This window comes from Terrimonas ginsenosidimutans, from assembly GCF_022012415.1.
In the GTDB taxonomy this organism is placed as follows: Bacteria; Bacteroidota; Bacteroidia; order Chitinophagales; family Chitinophagaceae; genus Terrimonas_A; species Terrimonas_A ginsenosidimutans.
This window is the reverse complement of sequence record NZ_JAKLTR010000005.1, coordinates 300,171-320,387: the sequence shown is the minus strand read 5'-3', so window position 1 is coordinate 320,387 and position 20,217 is coordinate 300,171. Positions and strand designations below refer to the sequence as shown.

Sequence of the window (20,217 nt, the reverse complement as noted above, 5' to 3'; positions counted from 1 at the left end):
CCGGATAAACTAATACGTCGCGCGATCCTGTCGCTGCATAAATCTTTTTGTTTGTTCTTCCCCAAAACGGGTCCATCCGAATTGCTCGTAAAGTGTGTGAGCATCGCGTGTGCCGAGCAGCCATCTGCGCAGGCCCTGCAACTCCGGATGTGCATGTATCACCTCCATCAACCACTTTGATAATCCTTTGCCGCGAAAGGCATCAAGAATAAAAACATCGCCGAGATAAGCAATAGTTGCTTTATCAGTGATCACCCTGGCGAAACCGATCTGTTGTTGACCGTGATAGACACCAAAACATTCAGCGCCCGCAATAGATCTTTCTACCACTTCCCTGGGAATATTCATAGACCAGTAAGACTCCCGGGACAGATAAGAATGGATCACATCAATATCGAGCAATGCTTTATCCGTAGAGATGATAAAGCCGTCTTTCTCTGCTGTATAAGGATTCATCTTACAAACCGTATTTATCGATCAGGTAAATCAATGCCGCCATATTTACAGCACCGAGCTCCAGCTCTCTTTTGTTTACATTTTCAAACACATCGTTGCGCGAGTGATGAATATCGAAGTAACGCTGAGAGTCGGGGAACAGGCCGGCCAGCGGGGTTTTAAAAGTACGATTCAATGGACCTATGTCAGCGCCGCCACCTCCTCGTGCAATTTCGCCTGTTCCGTAGTGAGCCAGCAATGGCTTCCAGTTCAACATTTTTTGATATTGCTCATCTGTACCGGTCATATTGAAGCCGCGTGGAGTAAAGCCGCCTTCATCGCTTTCCAGTGCGAAAATATGTTTCTCATTTTTCAACTTTGCTTCAGCAGCATATTTCTGTCCGCCGCGTGTGCCGTTCTCTTCATTGGCAAACAATACAAAGCGGATCGTACGCTGAGGTTTGTAGCCGATCGCCACAAAACTGCGAAGTACCTCCATTGTCTGCACGCAGCCGGCGCCGTCATCATGAGCTCCCTCGCAGTTGTCCCAGCTATCAAGGTGGCCTCCAATGGTAATGATCTCGTCAGGATATTTGGAACCGGTCAACTCACCGATCACATTGTGGCCGATCGTATCCGGTAAGAAATGGCCATTCGTCTTCAGAAAAACAGTAGCAGGTTTTGTTTTTAGTATCTCACTCAGTTCATCTGCATCTCTCAGCCCGATCGCTACAGCGGGAATGACGGGGTAAGCAGAATCATAACGCGTCCCGCCGGTATGAGGATTGTTATCTGTACTATGGCTCATACTGCGGACGATCACACCTACAGCTCCGTGCTGGGATGCGGCACTGGGACCGCGGCCGCGATATTTATTAGCATCGCTGTAAGCCTCGAATGTGTTTACAAACGTCGGGTTGAACTTATAATTATAGAACACGATCTTTCCTTTCACCTGGGCTTTCTTCTGTTCAAGATCATCAAAAGATGTCACTTCAATTACCTGTGCTTTCAAGCCTTTTGCGCCGGTTCCGGCAGAATTACCGAGCGCTACTATGTCAAGTTTCTTTCTCACTGCTTTGGTAGAAGTATAATCCGCATAAGCTTCATCAACACCACCTCTCACCCAGTGTGGCACCATACACTCCTGCATCCAGGTCTTTTCTGCGCCGGACGCCTTCATTGTCTTCTCTCCCCATGCTTCAGCCTTTACCATTCCGGAGGAACCCGCCAGCCTGGGGCCGATCTGCTTGGTGAGCACGCGAAGGTTGTCGTAAGCTTTGCCATTCTGTAGAATTTCATTAGCGATCTTCCGGATCATAGCCGAATCTTCCTGTGCCGGCAAAACGGTACCGGCTAATAAAAAAATGAGTAAAAAAGCGGCAGATTTCATTTGCAGTTAAGTTTTGCTAAAGATAAAAGTTAGCAACCAGTGTCAAAAGAATTAATCTGACCGGCCAACCTTCCTGCGGCAAAACTGTTACCTTAGGACCCGCTACGCGCCGATGGAGATGACCGATGGCCGTTGGCCGGGGCGATCTCAAACCCGAAGCGGTTTTACGTGAAGCGATGACTTCGGTCATCTGCCATCGAACTACCAGCGGATTGAATTTATAAGAAATGCGTATTGGAATAGTATGTTATCCCACCTTCGGTGGAAGTGGAGTTCTTGCCACTGAATTAGGAAAGGCACTTGCCCAGAAAGGGCATCTGGTGCACTTTATTACATATCAGCAGCCCGTTCGTTTGAATGGCTTTATCCCGAATATTTTTTATCACGAAGTGCAGGTGCCAACTTACCCGCTTTTTGATTATCCCCCTTATGAAACGGCTTTGGCCAGTGCCATGGTGGACGTGATCAAAAACAATAACCTGGAGTTGCTGCATGTACACTATGCCATTCCCCATGCCTCTGCCGCATTCATGGCGAAGCAGATCCTGGCAAAAGAAGGCAAGCACATTCCTGTGATCACAACATTGCATGGTACAGATATTACGCTGGTCGGAAGAGATAAGACCTATGCTCCTGTGGTCGCCTTTTCGATCAACCAGAGTGATGGCATTACAGCTGTGTCAAAAAACCTGCGTGACGAAACCTTCAAGACTTTCTCGATTGAAAAAGAAATTGAAGTCATTTACAATTTTGTGGATGTGCAGCGCTTTTCCCGCAAACCGATTGATGCATTCAGAAAAGTGATCGCACCGAATGGCGAACGGATCCTGCTTCATGCATCCAACTTCAGAAAGATCAAACGTGTGCAGGATGTGGTGAAAGTTTTCAACGAAGTACAAAAACAAATTCCGGCCAAGCTGCTGTTTGTTGGCGACGGACCAGAGCGTTCCACAGCCGAAGACCTGGCCCGTGAACTCAATATCAGCAATGAGATCCGCTTTGTTGGAAAACAGGAGCAGATGGAAGACATCCTCGCTATTGCCGATCTTTTCCTTCTTACCTCCGATTATGAAAGTTTTGGCCTGGCCGCCCTTGAAGCAATGGCTTCCGGTGTGCCTGTCGTATCCACCAATGCCGGAGGTTTACTGGAGATCAATATCAATGGCGAGACCGGCTATACTGCCAACGTTGGTGATATAATGACCATGAGCCAGCAATCTCTTTCCATCCTGAAAGATGAAAAGATCCTCAAAACTTTCAAAGAGAATGCGGCGAACCATGCAAAACAGTTTGATATAAATAATATCATCCCTCAGTATGAAGAGCTATATGAACGGATATTGAGGAATTCGCAGGAACGGTGATCGGTGATCGTTGTCCGTTGACCGTTGTCCGTTGTCCGCCTTTTGCAGAGGCCATCTGGATTACAGATGCCGGATCAAATCAATAAAAAAACAGAGGCCTTCCATTCAGGAAGGCCTCTGTTTTTTTATCAGGTATTTATCTGTTGAAGATCCGGTCAACGGAAAACGGACAACGGTCAACGGACAACGGTCAACGACACTATCGCCGCAACCACTGCTGCGGATTCACATTCTTCGATTCGATCATCAGCATAAAGTCAACGCGACCGTTGGATCCATCATCTGAATCACCGGCTTTTCCTATCGTCTGGCCTCTTTTCACAGTAGCACCTTTCGATACGTTCACGCCCGAAAGATTCGCATAAGAGGTATAGTACTTACCATGACGGATAATGATCGCTGCACCGTCACCATAATTATGAACGGCTGAAACAACGCCGTCAAATACAGCTTTAACAACAGCACCGGAACGTGTGCCGATCGTCAAACCCGGGTTATCATCGCGCAGGTTGGTTCCTTCGATCGTGTAAGGACCGAAAGGAATGCTCACGAATCCATTATCGACCGGCCATGGAAGTTTACCCCTGTTATTTCCGAAATCAGTACCCAGCTCTACATCCTTTTCATTTAATTCAAGATAGCTGGTAGACTTTCTCTCAGTAGAAGGTCCTGCACTTGCCGTAGAAGTATTATTATTTGCAGCAGGCTTGTTAGGAGTTGGTGTAGCCGTAACAGGTTTTGCCTTTTCTTCCGCAGCCGCTTTTTTTGCAGCCGCGATACGTGCCGCTTCTTCTTTTTTAGCTGCCTCTATTTCGCGGCGAATGATCGCGGCGATCGCATTCTGTATATCCCTGTCACGTTTTTTCTTATTGGCGATCTGTGTTTGAAGAACCTTTTCCTTAGACTTGAAACCAGCCACCACTTCATCTTTTTCTTTCCGTTGCTCAACAAGTTCTGTACGCTCCTGCGTCTGTGCTTTCAGCGTTTCATTCTTCTGCTGTTTTCTAACCAGCTGTTGCTGCTGGCGCTTTTCGATCAGTTCCTGCGTTTCATTGATCGTAACCACCTGTCTTTCCCTGTATGCACGATAGCTTTTCAGGTAAGAGATCCGGCGAACCGCATCATTGAAACTTGTAGCGGAGAAAATGAAATTCACATAGTTGAAACTGCTACGGTTTTTATACGCGTAAACAACAGTCTTTGCATATTGCGACTTCAATGTATCCAGTTGCTTTTGCAGCCTGTAGATCTCCAGGTTGCTCAGATACATATCGTCATCAATGGCCCTGAGTTCTTTGTTACTCGTGCTGATCAATCGCTCCTGGAGGATCATCTTGCGCTTTACCATGTTCAGCTGCGCGAGGGACTGATTACCTTCTTTCTTAACACGGTTGTATGCATCCTGGATCTCTTTCAGTTCGCTTTGGATGTCCTTCCTTTCCCGTTCCAGTTCTTCTTTGCTTGTTTGCGCAACAGCAAAGCCGATCGATGCGAAAAAGAATAATGTCGTGAGCAGGTTTCTTTTTTTCATGGCAGGAATGGATACTTTAAAAATTGGGTGTTTTTTTATAACGACGCCAGACCTTTTAAATTTTACGGCCTAATCCTTTTTATAGTTTTTTGGTACGCTAAACGGGAAGCTTAACGTTTCATTAAACTCGTACGACTTGAAATCCAGCTTAATATCAAGCTTTCCCTTCTCTGCTACCGTGATCCGGCGTTTTGTTGAAAATTCCACCCCTTTCTTGTTCTCATAATCTGTATAGCTGAGATTACAGGTTCTGCTGCGGGTGATATCCATATCATCCAGCTTGCTGTTATCTATCTTATAGTTGCTGTTCAGCGTCAGCAGTCCTTTGAACCAGTCGCCCAGGCTCAGTAAAGAGATCTTATCCCCGGCTTTTGAGTAGGAGATCACGTTACTGTCTACAAACACAGGGTTTCCGATCAGGATTTCCTGCAATGAATGCAGGTCAAGCGGCAATTTGGTCATTTCCTGCAGGTAAGCCACGCTGCGGGCAGTGTAGACCTTATCCTGCTTATTGAGCACCTTTACGGAATCTTTGGTAATATAGGCCCTTAAGCCTTCGATTCCAAAGATCGCGGTGATAGAGATCCAGATCGCACTGTCTTTATACATCCGCAGATTGGCGTTTACATCATATTTTTTACCGTCAGCACCCTGATAGTCGACATTGATCTTTGCGGAAAATGTATTGAAACTGATCTCCGCAGCCTTCATACCGGCAAGCGACTGGCGGATGAAAGCCAGCGTATCTTCTTTTGAATTATCTACAACAGGTTTTACTACCGTAACAGTATCCCTTTTGGCGATCACTGTCTGAATTTTCCGGGTAGACCGGCAGGAAGCCATCAGTGCGATGACTGCTACTAAAAAAAGCGTTATCCTCATTCTTGAATTTATCTTTTATTGCTTGCCTGTATGACCGAAGCCACCAGCACTTCTTACTGTATCAGCGATCTCTTCAACCTGTATCCACTGGATCTGTTCAACTGACTGAATGACCAGCTGCGCGATCCTGTCGCCGGGTTGTATGACTTGCTCTTCCTGGGAAAGGTTTATTAAGATCACCTTAATTTCTCCCCTGTAATCCGCATCAATCGTGCCGGGAGTGTTTAAACAGGTGATCCCCTGTTTGATGGCAAGACCGCTGCGCGGACGGACCTGCGCTTCAAAACCCTGCGGAAGTTCTATAAAAAGACCCGTAGGAAGCAGTGCACGCTCCAGCGGCTTCAAAGTTTGCGGAGCTTCGATGCTGGTGCGGATATCCATTCCGGAAGAACCGGTCGTGGCATATTCAGGCAATGCATTCGAAGATTTGTTGATGATCTTAACTTGGAGTGTTGGCATGGCGGCAAAGATAGGCGAAGAGGGGAAAAGAGGAAAAAGGATATGAGATGGTATCTGCCTCTGCCCACCCCGGCCAAAGCTTCGGCGGACAGAGACAGCATATACTATATCCGGTTGTCTACAAGGAGGGCAGAGGCATACGCCATCAGGCCTTCTTCACGGCCAACAAAACCCATTTGTTCAGTAGTGGTTGCTTTAATGGAAACGTCTCTTATGGTGATGCCCACTATAGAGGCGATCGCTTCCTGCATTTGCGGAACATAAGGCTTGATCTTTGGCGCCTGGAGGCATAAAGTACTGTCTATGTTTACCACTTTGTAGCCCTCTTTCTGGATAAGTTCAACTGTTTTTTTCAACAAAATTTTACTGTCAATTCCTTTATACGTTGCATCTGTATCAGGAAAATGGACACCGATATCTCCAAGGGCAAGCGCGCCCAGCAACGCATCACAGATGGCATGCAGCAATACGTCCGCATCACTATGCCCCACTGCTCCTTTTGTATGCGGCACCTTAATACCCCCTATCCAAAGTTCCCGGCCTTCTGCTAATTGATGAAAGTCTACTCCTGATCCGATTCTGTACGACATAATAGAAGATTAAGTAGCGAAGATACGGGAAGGGAGGGAGGGAGAGGAGGTTTGGGAGGTTCCATAGGTTCCAAACCTTCTCCCCCAAAAAAAGAAGCGCCCCGTTGTTCACGGGGCGCTTCTTTTTCAATCCGCTAAAACTTATTCATTGCTTCCGCCACCATCGAGATCAAACAATACAGAGAAACGCATGGTGTTTGACAGTGGGTTTTGTGTAACGCCACTTCCTGAAGGAGCGAGGTAAGAAAAGTTCAGACCAAATACATTGTATTTAAGACCAACGCCCGCAGTGAAATAACGGCGGTTACCGCGTGATTTATCTTCATAATAATAACCGGCACGAAGTGCAAACTGGTTGTTATACCAGTATTCCGCACCAATTGAAAAGTTTGCCTGACCAGGGAAATCACTGAACGATTTGCCCCAACCCGCTACCGGACCTTGTGAACGATAATCATCGATCTGCTGCTGCGTGGGAGGATTTCCTTCCAGGCCTGGAACCAGCAGTTTGTTCAGATCAAGACCGATCATCACTTTGTTCTGCTCATCGATTGCCTTATTCCAGGTCACACCCAGGCCAAGGTTAGCAGGGATGAAATCTTTTTGATCAGCATTACTTGTATAAGAGATCTTTGAACCGAGGTTTGACAGGGCAGCACCAAAAGTGAAACCATCGCCTTCCTCTGTTTTGTTGTCATAATAAAGACCGATATCACCAGCTACAGCACTACCCGCTTTGTAGCTTGTAGAACCCGTTGTCGGAACACCATTCGTCAGATCAGAATTGATATAACGCAGTGCGATACCGAGGCCAAGTTTGTCAGACAGCTTACGGGAATAACCTGCATCCAGGCTGAACTCTCTTGGCTTACCATTACCCCATGAGTTACCCGCTCCATCAGTGAACTGGATATTACCGAGGCTGAAATAACGCAGGCCTACAGTGATCGCCTGGTCTTCTGCAAATTTATAATAACCGGAAAGAGATGCGAGATATACATCATTCACCAACTGTTTCAACCACGGAGTGTAAGTTGCCGCGATACCGCCTTGTGACTGATTGAATGCAACCTTACCCATGTTCCAAAAACTTGAAGAAGCATCCGGGGAAGTTGCAATACCGAGATCGCCCATACCGCCAGCGCGGGCATCCGGAGATATACGTAAGAATGGAACCGCAGTTGTGACCACATTAATCCTTTCCTGCGCCTTTGCTGCAGAAATCATTCCGCCAAAAAGCAACAACGAAGCAATCAGTTTTGAAGCAGTTGGTCTCATTGATAGTTTGTTTTGTAATTAAATGTAAATAAAAGTAACCCGTTTTACCTAAAGCCGGGCTAAAATATCGCTTTTTTGACCGGGCATGGCGCTAAAAAATCACCAGCTTCTCGATCTTTTCCTTTCTTGATTTACCGGGAACCGTCACGGAAAGTTTGTAAAGATAAACGCCTCTTCCGATTTTCTGTCCGTATTGATCCAACCCATCCCAAGTCAGTTCAATTGAACGATTTCCGGTTGTGTTTATTGTTCGCTCCATCATTTTTATTATACGTCCGGCAACAGTGAAAATCTGCACTCTTACCACCAGGTCCTGCCCCGGTTTATTATGCTCGAACCAGAACTGTGTATTCGTGGTAAAAGGATTGGGATAATTGAGCACATGACTTATCTCCAGTTCTTCGTCTTTCGCAACAATAAAGTCCAGCATTGCCTCATTTGAGTTATTCAAAACATCCCATGCTTTTATTTTCAGGGTATGCCTTCCCGGCTCAAGACCGGTCAGCTGAAAACGAACAGTTCCCTTCTGATAACTATCCTGCTCGCTCTGATAAAAATCATTCAGCACAAAGTACCGGCTGTTATCATCGTCGAGCGTAGCCACAATATCGTGCCCAATTCCTGTTCCTGCTGTATTTATACCGGAACTATCTGCCAGTTTCAGCAATAAAACAGGGTTTTCATTCGTGATGCCGCCATTTACAAAACGTTCATCATTCAGGTAAGCCTTGATGCCCGGCCCTTCTTTATCATCGTTCAGCCCATTGGCACTGCCTCCTACGAGAAAACCCGTAAAAGAACCGGTGCCGTCGCGAGTGCCATTTTCCGCATAGAGGGAAATTTTTCCATTCCCGTACTGGTAGTTTATGTCTTTGGGAACGGTAAAACTAAAGGAGAACCGGCCATTCGCTACGGTTGCTTTTCCCCGGAACAGCTGATTGGTTTGCGAGGAGAAACTAACAGGTGGGCTTGACGGATCATTTCCCAATGTGGTCACCTGTCTCGGCTTGTCAAACACGGTGGGATAAACTGTTCCATTAAAACCAGGCAGGAAGTTTCCCTGCAGATCGGTGATCTCGCCCTCTATCGTGACCTTTTCAGTGGCTTGCAGGGTATCCGTTTGCGTGACAGGAATGCCATTGATCCGGACGGGTTTTGCCTGTATTGCAGGAAATGCCAGTGTCAATGCCGGATCGCCAAGCAATGTGAATTTGCGGTTATTGGTAATATCCCCCGAAGTCTGATAAGTAAAATTCTTTGCATCGCGAACAGCATCACCCAGGCTGCGGTATCGACCATTCGCATCCGGCTGCAAAGCAAACCGCAGGTAATTATCATTCATGATCCGGTTACTGTAGGCAAATACAACCCTTGTCGTTGTCATCAACGCAATCGCTCCCGTATTTTGCCTGAGCAGGATATTTTCTCCGAGAGAATTTATGTATGGATTATCATAGGGTGCAAAGTCGCAGGTAGCCGTAATAAATAAAGGAAGACGGTTTGCATTGTTCCATGCATTAACCATTTCCTGATCAAGAATAGTCTCATCAGTAAGTCGTACAGGACCTCCATGTCCATTGAAATTCCAAATAAGAACACCGTTATAGACATGGTTGCTGATCGCCTGGTTCACCTGCGGATAGCGGCTTCCTCCCGATCCGCTCTCCTGCTGAAACGCATCAAGGTAGATCTTTTGAAGATCGAATACGGGAGCGGTGGAACTCACCGTTGCTGTGACCGTTTCCGCATCCTGGAGATGCAGATTCTGGTCTTCATCATCGGCGATGAACAGCAGGTTGTTTCGCCATGGACCAAAGCTCTGCACGGAGGAATAAGATTCAATTTTATCTACAAAATTTTTCGCTTCTGTATGATTTTTTGCCGGCACTCTTCCTATCCCGACATCAAGTGTATTGATTACGATGGATGAATTGATGTCTTCATTATCTTCCAGGAACCCAAAAAAATCATCTGATGCATACGTGTTGAGCACATCAAGGGAGATCGGGTTTTCATACGCGGGAACAAAGTTTGTATTGCCGGTCAGGCGATCGCGGTAGTCAAAGGATGCATCACCGAAAAGAAGTAGGAATCTTGGCCGGTTCGCTGGGTCATTTCCATATTTATCAAAATACATTTTTACAAAATTCCTTATGGCCACGGGATCCTTGCTGCCACTTCCAAATTCATTGAACACCTGTTCTGTTGTGGCCACTACAACGCGGAAAGAGTTTCGTTGCCGGTGATATTGGGCCAGTCGCTGTGCCTGGTCCAGAAATTCGGGGTATACGACAATAATGTAATCTGCAGGAGATGCGCCATGAAGGTTTTGATTGGGTATGCGGCCGACCGGCACCGGCGTCATAAAACCCTGTGCGTCGAAGGCGACGTACTCGCGGAGCCGGCTGCAATCATTAACGAACCGTAGTGAATTCCCATCCTGGCGCGTCAACAGGGCCCGCGGGTTCAGAGGGTCCGTAACCTCCCAGACCTGCACACCCTGGCCTGCGGAAGCAAGTGCAAACTCAGCGTTATAATTACCGATCGAAAGCCAGTCGCGGAACAGTAACTGGTTCACCCCGCTCATTGTCAGCTGCTGGCGGCCAAAAACGTCCAGAGAATTGAGCCACCCCTGTGCATTCACGCTACCCGGACTGAAAAGGTAGGTGATCGTGTTGGAGGTTCCGGTGACCGTTGCGTTATTGAACGCGATGGCTTCGCGGGCGAAGGGCTCATATTGCCCGGCGCCAACAGGCGGTATATTTATCTGGCCCGCCGCAACGTTATTGACGGCGATGGAAAAACTGCTCCCGGCTCCTGCTGAACGCCCAACGCAATGTGTGCGTACCTGGAGAAGTGACCCCGGTACGAGATTCGGCATATTAAATGAAAAATTGCGTGTCAACGACCTGCCGGGTAGTTGTGAGAATTCCTCCCCATACCATTCCCGCCCGCTGCTTAAAAAATTGACCGTATCCAATTCATGAAAGAACCGGCCGGAGAAACTGTTGACCGTCAGGGCCGGATTTGACAGTTGGGGGATGTCAGCCACCCTTTTACCTGTGCCGCCGACGGATAGGAAATAATAGGAATAGCCTGAATAAACGTTTTTCTGATGGGAAAAGCGCTGATTGGCTGAATCTTTGACCCATTGATCCGGGCCATTAGAGAAAAAAAGCAGGTAATCAGCCCCGTTCATTACCCCGTCATTTCCGTCCACCACGCGGATGGAGTTTTCCTGAAGGTCGTCCAGCCAGACGGAATTATTGGATTCTGCGAGCATCCCTCCCCCGTTACCAAACAGGCGGATGGATGCCGAGGGCAGGTTGGCGGTATTGATGCCGAGGGATGCGAGAAAAGGCAGGTCGATCCTGTATACCCCGGCCGCCGGAACGGCGATCTTATAGAAATTCCCGGCGCTCAGGACGGACGCCGGTGAATAAACGCGCTGGGACCGGGCAATAGTAAAACTGCCCGCCAGGCTAATTAAAAGCAGTAGTCTTTGAAACAGCAACATATCAATAACCCCTTGATTGTATTGGGGATCAACGAACTAAAAAAAGGCATCCTGCTAATAAGCATTTTACCCAAAGTATATATATTCGCAATCCCGGTGGTAAAATTTGGCTTTCAGACAATAATTCTACCTCATACCGCGTTAAATTTATCCAATTCATAGGTTTATGCAAAAAACAATGAAAGTGAAAAACTTAGTAATCCTGTTATCCTGTGCTGTGCTCATGTCCTCGTGCGGCCTTTTTAAGAAAAAATCGTCAAAGTCGGACATGACCGGCTGGAACTACAATGACAAAAATTCGGGTGGCTACCAGGTGGCCAAGGCGAAAGATCAGGCGACTGGTCCGGGCCTTGTCTTCGTTCAGGGTGGTACCTTTACCATGGGTCAGACAGATGAGGACGTTATGTCCGAGTGGAATAATATTCCGCGCCGTGTGTCTGTTCCTTCATTCTACATCGACCGTACGGAGGTGGCGAACGTGCACTATCGCGAGTACCTGTACTGGTTGAACAAAACATTTGACCCTTCAGACCCTATCAACCAACCGATCATTGACGGCGCAATGCCTGATACCCTGGTTTGGCGTAGTGAGCTGAGCTATAACGAGCCAATGGTGGAATACTACTTCCGTCACCCCGGCTTTAACTACTATCCTGTTGTGGGTGTGTCCTGGAAACAGGCGACTGACTTCTGCTTATGGAGAAGTGATCGCGTGAACGAAGGCATCCTGATCGAAAAAGGATATGTAAACAAGCAAAGCCTGATGGGTCAGCAGGGAAGCAACAACTTTACAACCAAGTCATATTTGCTGGATCTGTATCAGACAGCTCCTGGCAAAACGGCTACCTCTAAAAAGAATGAGCTGAAAACCCCACAGGGTCAGCCTCGTACAAAGGTCACCATGGAAGATGGTTTCCTGATGCCTGACTACCGTCTGCCTTTCGAAGCAGAGTGGGAATACGCAGCTTATGGTCTGATCGATCAGAACCCACGCCCGACTAAAAAAGAAGGTAAACGTGGTGAGGAGCTGCAATCAAACAAACAGATCTACCCTTGGTCAACAAACGTGAACGGCCTGCGTGATACTCGTCACGGCAGCTGGCAGGGTCAGTTCATGGCGAACTTCAAACGTGGATCAGGTGATAACGCCGGTGTGGCTGGTGGTCTGAATGACCGCGCATTCTACACTGCGGAAGTAACTTCTTTCATGCCAAACGGGTTCGGTCTTTATAATATGGCCGGTAACGTGAGCGAATGGGTTCAGGACGTATACAGACCAATGTCATCCCTTGACTTTGATGATATGCCTGCTCCTTTCCGTGGTAATAAATTCTCCAAGATCTACAAAAATGCAGATGGCGAAGCAGAGATCAACGACACAACCGGCCGCGTAAGAATGGTTGACGTTACAGATGCAGAAAGCAAGAACCGCCGTAACTATCAGCGTGGTAACGTGATCAACTTTATGGATGGTGACTCTATCTCCCAGGCAAACTATGGTTATGGCCAGACAACACTGGTGAGCGATAAATCACGCGTGTACAAAGGTGGTAGCTGGAACGACCGTGCATACTGGCTGAGCCCGGGCACACGCCGCTTCCTTGAAGAAGATCAGGCATTGAGTACTCTTGGTTTCCGTTGCGCAATGGATCGTATGGGAAGCCCTGAAGGCAATGGCCGCAAAGTAGGTCAGCAATTCCCTACAAAAAGACAAAAAAGATAATCTTATTATTTGCATAAGCTTCAAAAGAAAAGCCCTCCGCGATCCGGAGGGCTTTTCTTTTGAATTAAAAATTAAAAAGTAAAAATATGAGGCGCTAAAACAGAGCAACTCTTCATTCCATCATAGATGATATTTTTAATTTTTACTTTTGAATTTTGACTTACTTTGCTTCATGTCCATCAAACAACTCTACCAACTATACCAGCAACACCCCTTGGTTCAAACAGATACCCGGAAACTTAGATCCGGTGATATCTTTTTCGCACTCAAAGGAGAAAACTTCAACGGCAATGCCTTTGCCGCGAAAGCACTGGAAGCCGGCGCGGCCTACGCTGTGATTGACGAAAAAGAGTTTGAGATCGAAGGAAGAACAGTACTGGTGCCAGATGTATTGACCGCACTGCAACAACTTGCAAAACATCATCGTGAACAGTTCAATAATCTTCCCGATGGCCGTAGTGTCCCATTTATCGCCATTACTGGCAGTAATGGAAAAACAACAACCAAAGAACTGATACATGCAGTGCTTTCGTCCACCTACAAAACATATACAACAGAAGGCAATCTCAATAATCATATCGGCATCCCGCTGACGATCCTTAAAATAAAAATGGACGCGGAAATTGCCGTGATAGAAATGGGCGCCAATCACCAAAAGGAAATTGCGGGTTATTGCGAATATGCACAACCTACACATGGATTGATCAACAACGCCGGCAAAGCACATCTGGAAGGATTTGGCGGCGTGGAAGGTGTGAAAAAAGGCAAAGGCGAGTTATTTGATTACCTCCGCACGCAACCACACGGATTTGCACTGGTGAACTGGGATTACGACTATCTCCGGGAAATGAGCAAAGGCATCAGTGGCATTATCAAATATGGAACGCATGGCGATGCACATGTGATCGGGAACATTCATCAAAGTGATCCGTTCCTGCAGGTGTCCATTGAACAGGGGATCAATGAAAAACTGATCACCACACAGCTTGTTGGCGACTACAATCTGCCGAATGTGCTTGCGGCTGTGACGGCTGGAAAACTTTTTAAAGTACCTGATGCTACCATAAAAAAAGCAATTGAAGGCTATACGCCGTCCAACAGTCGCTCGCAATTGGTAGAACGCGGATCTAACAAGATCATTCTTGACGCATATAATGCAAACCCAAGCAGCATGCGTCTTGCGATCGAGAACTTTGCAAGATTGCAGGCAGACAATAAAGTCCTGATGCTGGGTGCGATGGCGGAATTAGGTGACGAAAGCCTGCAGGAACATATATCTATAGTGGATCTTATTGCGCAACACCAGTGGCAGGCCGTCGCATTGGTTGGAGGCGATTTTATGAAAATACAACATCCGTTCCTTCGCTTTGAAAATGCGGAACAAGCCCGGCATTGGTGGCAGCAACAACAGTTTGAGCAAACACACTTTCTGATCAAAGGCAGCCGGAGTATGCAAATGGAAAAAATACTTTCCTGATAAATATCGTCTGATGGAAATTCTTGGATATCTCGCTGCCGTTCTGATCGGCGTATCGCTTGGCATGGTAGGAAGTGGCGGATCCATTCTTACAGTTCCCGTATTGGTATACCTGATGTCAGTAAATCCAATGCTGGCTACAACAAGTTCCTTATTCATCGTTGGCTCTACCAGCCTGATCGGTGGATTAAGAGCGTATGGGAAAAAACAGGTGAACTTCAAAGCCGTTACAGAGTTTGGTATACCTTCTATCTTTTCGATCTTTATAGCACGTCATTATATTCTTCCGGAATTGCCGGATCGTCTATTTTCTATTGGGAATATCCAGGTGTACAAGCCGATGTTCCTGATGGTCGTGTTTGCAATCCTCATGCTTGCCGCATCATTGTCCATGATCTTCAGTAATAAAAGGGATGCACTGGCGGCATCGCTGCAGGACAATAAATACCAGGCGCTGCCACTTGTGCTGTTGGGCCTTGGTGTTGGTATGATCACCGGCCTGCTCGGCGCAGGCGGCGGATTCCTGATCATCCCAAGTCTCGTGATCTTTCTTCGTTTACCGATGAAAACGGCAGTAGGTACTTCTTTGCTGATCATTGCTATCAACTCATTGTTTGGATTTCTGTTCAGTTTAAAACAGTTTCAATATGACTGGTCCCTGCTCCTGTCATTTAGCGTACTTGCCATCGCGGGCCTGTTCCTCGGCAGTAAGTTCGCTGAAAAAATACCAGGCAATTCCCTCAAAAAGGGATTCGGCTGGTTTGTATTGGTGATGGGTGTTTATATAATTCTCAAAGAAGTTTTCCGGTTTTAGACTGCTGCGGGAGCCTTCTTTTATAATCGTGCTATTTTTCTCTTCCCCCTCTTTCAACACTTAGCTTACCTTTGCGAAAATCACCTTCCTTATAATGCCAGAAAACAAAGCCAGCCGGGGTTATCTTTCTTCTTCACTTGGATGCCGCTGCCCGAGATGCAGGCAGGGTAAACTTTTCAAATATCCCGTCAGCATCAAGCCCGGCAGGAATATGGCAATGAATCCAACCTGTCCGCAATGTGGTCAGCCTACAGAGATCGAAGTTGGCTTTTATTATGGCACGAGCTATGTCAGCTATGCATTGACGGTTGCGATCAGCGTGGCCAGCCTTGTTGCCTGGTGGGTGCTGATCGGTCTTTCGGTCAATGACAACCGATTTTTTTACTGGATGGGTATCAATGCGGCGCTGCTGATCTGTCTTCAGCCCTGGCTTATGCGTTTAAGCCGAAGCCTGTGGATCTCGTGGTTTGTTAAATATGATCCGGATTGGAAAACAAACAAACCGGAAGACGCTTCTGAAAGACTTAATGCTGATCATGGAGGAAATTGGTAATGGCTGATTCACGCCAATATACTCCAATTACTATCGAATTTTTTCGCTAACACTTGTTCCTGTTAGGGCTTCTGCCTGACTTCCCTCCTGGTTTCATACGGGTATCTTTGTCTTTTATGCATGATACGGGGTGTTTCATAATTGCAGAAAATACTGAAAACCGTACTGCCGGTTGCGGGATTTTACCACACATTTTCCCCGGAAATAATAGAATTACATATTTAAACGCATTGTTTACAAACCATTGGTGACGATGCCCGGATAAGCACTTTTCTTTTTTGCTTTAGGCCTTGTGATACACGTAGATTCCATATAGTTTAGTAGCGTATTTGTCCTAATCCAATCCTTAGAAAACAAGATGAAGCAATTAATTACTGTTGCATTCAGCCAGTTGATCCTGACTCAGTTCTCCTTTGCGCAACCCGTAACGACAGACTGTTCAGGATTCAGTGCAACGTATTCCACGAAAGAATCCCGCTGCGCAAGTACGGGGTCCATCACTATCACTCCTTCTGGTGGTTCTGGTAACTACAGCTATAAGATCCTTGCTCCGGTGTCCCTGCCGATTACCTCTACATCCACGATCACTGGTCTTGCTCCCGGCACCTATACAGTGCAGGTAAAAGATATGGAGTCTGGTTGTACGCTGGTAAAAGAGAACCTTGTCGTATCCGGATCATACAGCGATCCAAGATTTCAGTTGCAAAAAACAGATCTGAGCTGTATCAATTCCACTGACGGAACGATCACCGCCTTCGATCTTCAAAACGGAAGAAGTCCCTTCACCTACAGGATCATTTCTCCCTCGCCTTCAGGCGTTGGAACAAGTAATGCTTCAGGAGCGTTCAATACACTTCCGGCAGGCGACTACTACATTCAGTTACTTGATTCCTGCGGAGGTATTCAAACACGAACAGTTGCGATACAGGACTATAACTGGTATATAACGAGCCATACTGTTACGAGTGTGAATTGTAACACCGTGTACATATCAATGCTGCTGACTGATAACAAAGGCAATACTAACCAGGCAAGTACTGCATTCAGCGGTTTCCGCTATGGGGTTGTAAACTCTCCGGGCGATACGACCTGGAATACAACAGCTGCATTTAATTACACCCGCACACCCATACGCAGTATCAACATCGTGGTGAAAGACCGGTGCGGCATTGTAAAGAACGTGACCTGGAAAAATCCTGCGCCTTCTATCGATGCAAACGTTACGACCAGCAATAGCGGTTGCAGTTCGTTTGATGTGAAAGTGACCAATCCTCAAAATTTCTCCGCCTCTGCGGTCGCATACCTGAAGCAGGGCTCTACCGTCATCCGGACGAACACTTCAGGTGAATTTACCGCTGTTCCTTACGGCTCCTACTGTATAGAAGTCAGAGATAATTGTTACGATACCCTGATCACGCGTTGCTTTACACAGAAACGCCCTGTCCCTTCAGTCAATGCAAACGTAGATACGTCCAACTCGCAGTGCAGCACGTTCAACGTAAGGATAGGTGGACAGACAAACCTGTTCAACGCAACTTATAATCTGTACAACAGCGCTAATGCCCTGGTTGGAACCAATGCGACCGGCACATTCACAGGCCTTGCATATGGGTCATACTGCATGCGCATAGTATCGACAACACCTTGTTATGACACAACGATCAACCGTTGTTTTACGATCAATCAGCCGAAGCCTGTTGTTGCTGCTCCGACCTTAACGAATGTAAACTGTACCAACTATACCGCCGCCATCACCTCTGCACAGTATTTATATAACGCGACCTATTGCCTTTATCAGAATAATGTACTGATCTCCTGTTCGCCGGACGGAAGTTTTCCTGGTTTGGCCTATGGCATTCAATATTGTATCCGGATCAGATCTTCCAGCCCATGCTATGACACAACGATCCAGCATTGCTTTAACCGTTCAAAGCCCACGCCAACGGCCGGAAATCCGTCGATTACAAACAGGACCTGCGCTACCTTTACCGTCAGGATCCCTTCGGTAACATACATACCAGACCCGAATTATTGCCTGTATACCTCTGCAAACGTATTGATCGCTTGCAATGACAATGGCACTTTTGACAATGTCCCCTATGGTAATTACTATATTAATGTGGTAACCACAAGTACTACGACTGACTGCCCGAATACAACAGTTAAAAAAACCTTCAGCGTAACAAGAAATGTTGCCACTGTAGGTAATACCATTAACATAAGTAACAAGAATTGTTACACGTTCAGCGCAGGTCTTACCAGTTCAAACTTCATCGGTCCAAAATTCGAACTGTACAATTCTGCCAATGTCCTGGTGGGAACAAGTACCAACGCAAACCCGACCTTCAATAACCTTCCTTATGGAAGCTATAAAGTGGTCATCACTTCGAGTTGCCTTGATACGATCGTTCGCACTTTTTCGGAACAAACAGCATTGACCGCATTTTCATTACAGGCAATTGAATCATGCACGATCGGGTCAACGGATGTGAAAGTGACCTTTACAACCGGTCAGTTTCCCTTCACCGTTAAAGTTCTTAACCCGCTGAACTCAACGATTGCTTCGCAAAATATCACAAGTACAGCAGCCTATACGTTCACCGGATTGCCCGCACTTCCTGCAGGCATGCAATATCGTGTGGCCGTTAGTTCCAATTGCGGAAAAAACGATACACTGGCGGTAACGCCAAAAACAAGTTTGTTCAACAGAACAAACACTGTCCAAACAAAATGCCCAAGCGCGCTGTCAGGTAACGGCTCAGGAGATATCACGGTTGATCTCAATTCAAATATTGGCTTTAACTCTCCAAAGATCATCAAGCGGAATACATCCAATGTTTCAATTTCGCCTACACTGACCCTCCCTCTTGGAGCAAACCTCGCAAGATATATTTTCCTTGAACTAACACCTGCTACTTACGTCCTGGAATATGATGTATCTGCCTGCGCAAGAAAAGTGTATGATACGTTAACTGTTGCAGCATACAAATTCCCGGATCTTAAGAACTCCGCGGCATATCAGTGTGACAACAACAACTTCAGCGTAAGCGCCGTTGCGGCAGGTGGTGTATCACCCTTCAACTATGAGATCATCGGCAGTAACCCTTCCGGGATCCTGTCCATGATACAATCAACCAGCGTATTTGACATTCTGACCAATACCCCTTATTCCCTTGTGCGTATGAGAGCCGTTGATGCCTGCGGAAACGGTACACTGAATGACGTGAGTGTTCTTCCATTAGGGCAATTGACCATTCATATCGATAACGTAGATTGTTATTCCAACGCAGTAAAACTGGCTGTAGACACCGTTCCCAATGCCACCTATACCTGGTATTTCAAGAAAAAGGCAACATCAACTGACAGTACGCTGGTCACAACGAACCAGATATACAGCATTCCTTATCTCCTGCCCAGCGACACCGGTATTTATGTTTGTAAAACATCTGTAAACAATGGTTGTCTTCAGCGGCTTTCCTATTTCAATCTGAAAGGCGATTGCAGTATTCTGCTCCCTGTGAAGATGACGGGGTTCACCGGTAGATTAGCGGGGAACGATGTACAGCTGAACTGGAAAGTGGAGCAGGAAGATAAAGTGAGAGAGTACCAGGTAGAGCGTAGTATCGGCCATGCAGGTTTTGAATACATCGGTACTGTCCGCGCAACAAACGCTCCTGGTGCACACCAGTATAATTATACCGACGTGAATGCTCCGGGCGGTAAACTGAGATACCGGTTAAAAGTGATCAGTGAAGATGGAAGACATTCCTATAGCAAACTCGTGGAGATCACGCACGATGCGGTGTTTATAACAGCGGCCCCAAATCCTGTAAAACAGGAGCTGTCTGTCAGCATCAGCGCTAAGTCGGACGCCGCATACAATATCAAGCTGTATAATCTCAGCGGGCAGATCATTCATCAGCAGACGACGAGCCGCATTCGCTCGGGCCTGTTCCGCATTGCACGAACTCCGCATATGTCTCCGGGATTCTATCTGATCAAAGTAGAGAACCTGGAGGGCGGCGAAGTATTTACCCAAAAACTGGTATTCGAATAGACTCAACTTTCTCAGGATAAATAAAGACAAATACAAATCGACGAAGGGCACCGGGAGGTGTCCTTTGTTTTTTGGCGCTTTGGTAAAGTTGGGGGCGTAGGGCCCCTCTAAATCTCCCTTTCAGGCTACCGTGTACCCATAAGT

14 protein-coding genes are annotated in these 20,217 nt (G+C 46.8%); 6 read left to right on the top strand and 8 right to left on the bottom strand.

All coding sequences use genetic code 11. The features are described 5' to 3' along the window. Positions 1–9: 9 nt before the first annotated feature. Together LZZ85_RS10300 and LZZ85_RS10295 are read right to left on the bottom strand one after the other, a co-directional pair. On the bottom strand, positions 10–456 hold the full coding sequence (locus LZZ85_RS10300; RefSeq protein ID WP_237871317.1) for a GNAT family N-acetyltransferase: 447 nt from the start codon (positions 454–456) through the stop codon (positions 10–12). A gap of 1 nt (position 457) precedes the next feature. Continuing rightward, positions 458–1,828, bottom strand: a complete 1,371-nt coding sequence (locus LZZ85_RS10295; protein WP_237871315.1) for a M20/M25/M40 family metallo-hydrolase — start codon at positions 1,826–1,828, stop codon at positions 458–460. 227 nt (positions 1,829–2,055) lie between these two features. On the opposite strand from LZZ85_RS10295, the gene bshA reads away from it, so the two are divergent. Further along, positions 2,056–3,192 (top strand): N-acetyl-alpha-D-glucosaminyl L-malate synthase BshA, encoded by a 1,137-nt coding sequence (bshA, locus tag LZZ85_RS10290; RefSeq protein WP_237871313.1) that lies wholly within the window; start codon positions 2,056–2,058, stop codon positions 3,190–3,192. A gap of 199 nt (positions 3,193–3,391) precedes the next feature. Here bshA and LZZ85_RS10285 read toward each other — a convergent pair whose 3' ends face one another. The 6 genes from LZZ85_RS10285 to porU form a co-directional block, all read right to left on the bottom strand. Further along, positions 3,392–4,723: a murein hydrolase activator EnvC family protein gene (locus LZZ85_RS10285; RefSeq protein WP_237871311.1), complete on the bottom strand. Its 1,332-nt coding sequence runs from the start codon at positions 4,721–4,723 to the stop codon at positions 3,392–3,394. 69 nt (positions 4,724–4,792) lie between these two features. Then, the gene (gene lolB1, locus LZZ85_RS10280; protein WP_237871309.1) at positions 4,793–5,605 is read right to left on the bottom strand and encodes a lipoprotein insertase outer membrane protein LolB1; all 813 of its coding nucleotides are present in this window, start codon (positions 5,603–5,605) and stop codon (positions 4,793–4,795) included. A 15-nt stretch (positions 5,606–5,620) separates the two neighbouring features. Next, positions 5,621–6,064: a dUTP diphosphatase gene (gene dut, locus LZZ85_RS10275; RefSeq protein ID WP_237871307.1), complete on the bottom strand. Its 444-nt coding sequence runs from the start codon at positions 6,062–6,064 to the stop codon at positions 5,621–5,623. A gap of 104 nt (positions 6,065–6,168) precedes the next feature. Then, on the bottom strand, positions 6,169–6,654 hold the full coding sequence (gene ispF / locus LZZ85_RS10270) for a 2-C-methyl-D-erythritol 2,4-cyclodiphosphate synthase (RefSeq protein ID WP_237871305.1): 486 nt from the start codon (positions 6,652–6,654) through the stop codon (positions 6,169–6,171). 141 nt (positions 6,655–6,795) lie between these two features. Further along, complete coding sequence (porV, locus tag LZZ85_RS10265) at positions 6,796–7,932, bottom strand: type IX secretion system outer membrane channel protein PorV (RefSeq protein ID WP_237871303.1); 1,137 nt, start codon at positions 7,930–7,932, stop codon at positions 6,796–6,798. Positions 7,933–8,023: 91 nt separating this feature from the next. Beyond that, complete coding sequence (gene porU, locus LZZ85_RS10260) at positions 8,024–11,449, bottom strand: type IX secretion system sortase PorU (protein ID WP_237871300.1); 3,426 nt, start codon at positions 11,447–11,449, stop codon at positions 8,024–8,026. A 178-nt stretch (positions 11,450–11,627) separates the two neighbouring features. Between porU and LZZ85_RS10255 the strand changes: the two genes are divergently transcribed. The 5 genes from LZZ85_RS10255 to LZZ85_RS10235 all read left to right on the top strand — a co-directional run bounded on the left by LZZ85_RS10255 (position 11,628) and on the right by LZZ85_RS10235 (position 20,073). Next, the gene (locus tag LZZ85_RS10255) at positions 11,628–13,172 is read left to right on the top strand and encodes an SUMF1/EgtB/PvdO family nonheme iron enzyme (RefSeq protein WP_237871408.1); all 1,545 of its coding nucleotides are present in this window, start codon (positions 11,628–11,630) and stop codon (positions 13,170–13,172) included. A 172-nt stretch (positions 13,173–13,344) separates the two neighbouring features. After that, positions 13,345–14,649, top strand: coding sequence for a UDP-N-acetylmuramoyl-tripeptide--D-alanyl-D-alanine ligase (locus tag LZZ85_RS10250; RefSeq protein ID WP_237871298.1), 1,305 nt, complete (start codon positions 13,345–13,347; stop codon positions 14,647–14,649). Between the two features lie 13 nt (positions 14,650–14,662). Next, positions 14,663–15,463 carry a sulfite exporter TauE/SafE family protein gene (locus LZZ85_RS10245; RefSeq protein WP_237871296.1) on the top strand — a complete coding sequence of 267 codons (801 nt, stop codon included), beginning with the start codon at positions 14,663–14,665 and terminating at the stop codon, positions 15,461–15,463. A 94-nt stretch (positions 15,464–15,557) separates the two neighbouring features. Continuing rightward, positions 15,558–16,016 (top strand): DUF983 domain-containing protein, encoded by a 459-nt coding sequence (locus tag LZZ85_RS10240; protein WP_237871294.1) that lies wholly within the window; start codon positions 15,558–15,560, stop codon positions 16,014–16,016. A 358-nt stretch (positions 16,017–16,374) separates the two neighbouring features. Next, positions 16,375–20,073, top strand: coding sequence for a T9SS type A sorting domain-containing protein (locus tag LZZ85_RS10235; protein WP_237871292.1), 3,699 nt, complete (start codon positions 16,375–16,377; stop codon positions 20,071–20,073). The last annotated feature ends 144 nt before the right edge of the window (positions 20,074–20,217 follow it).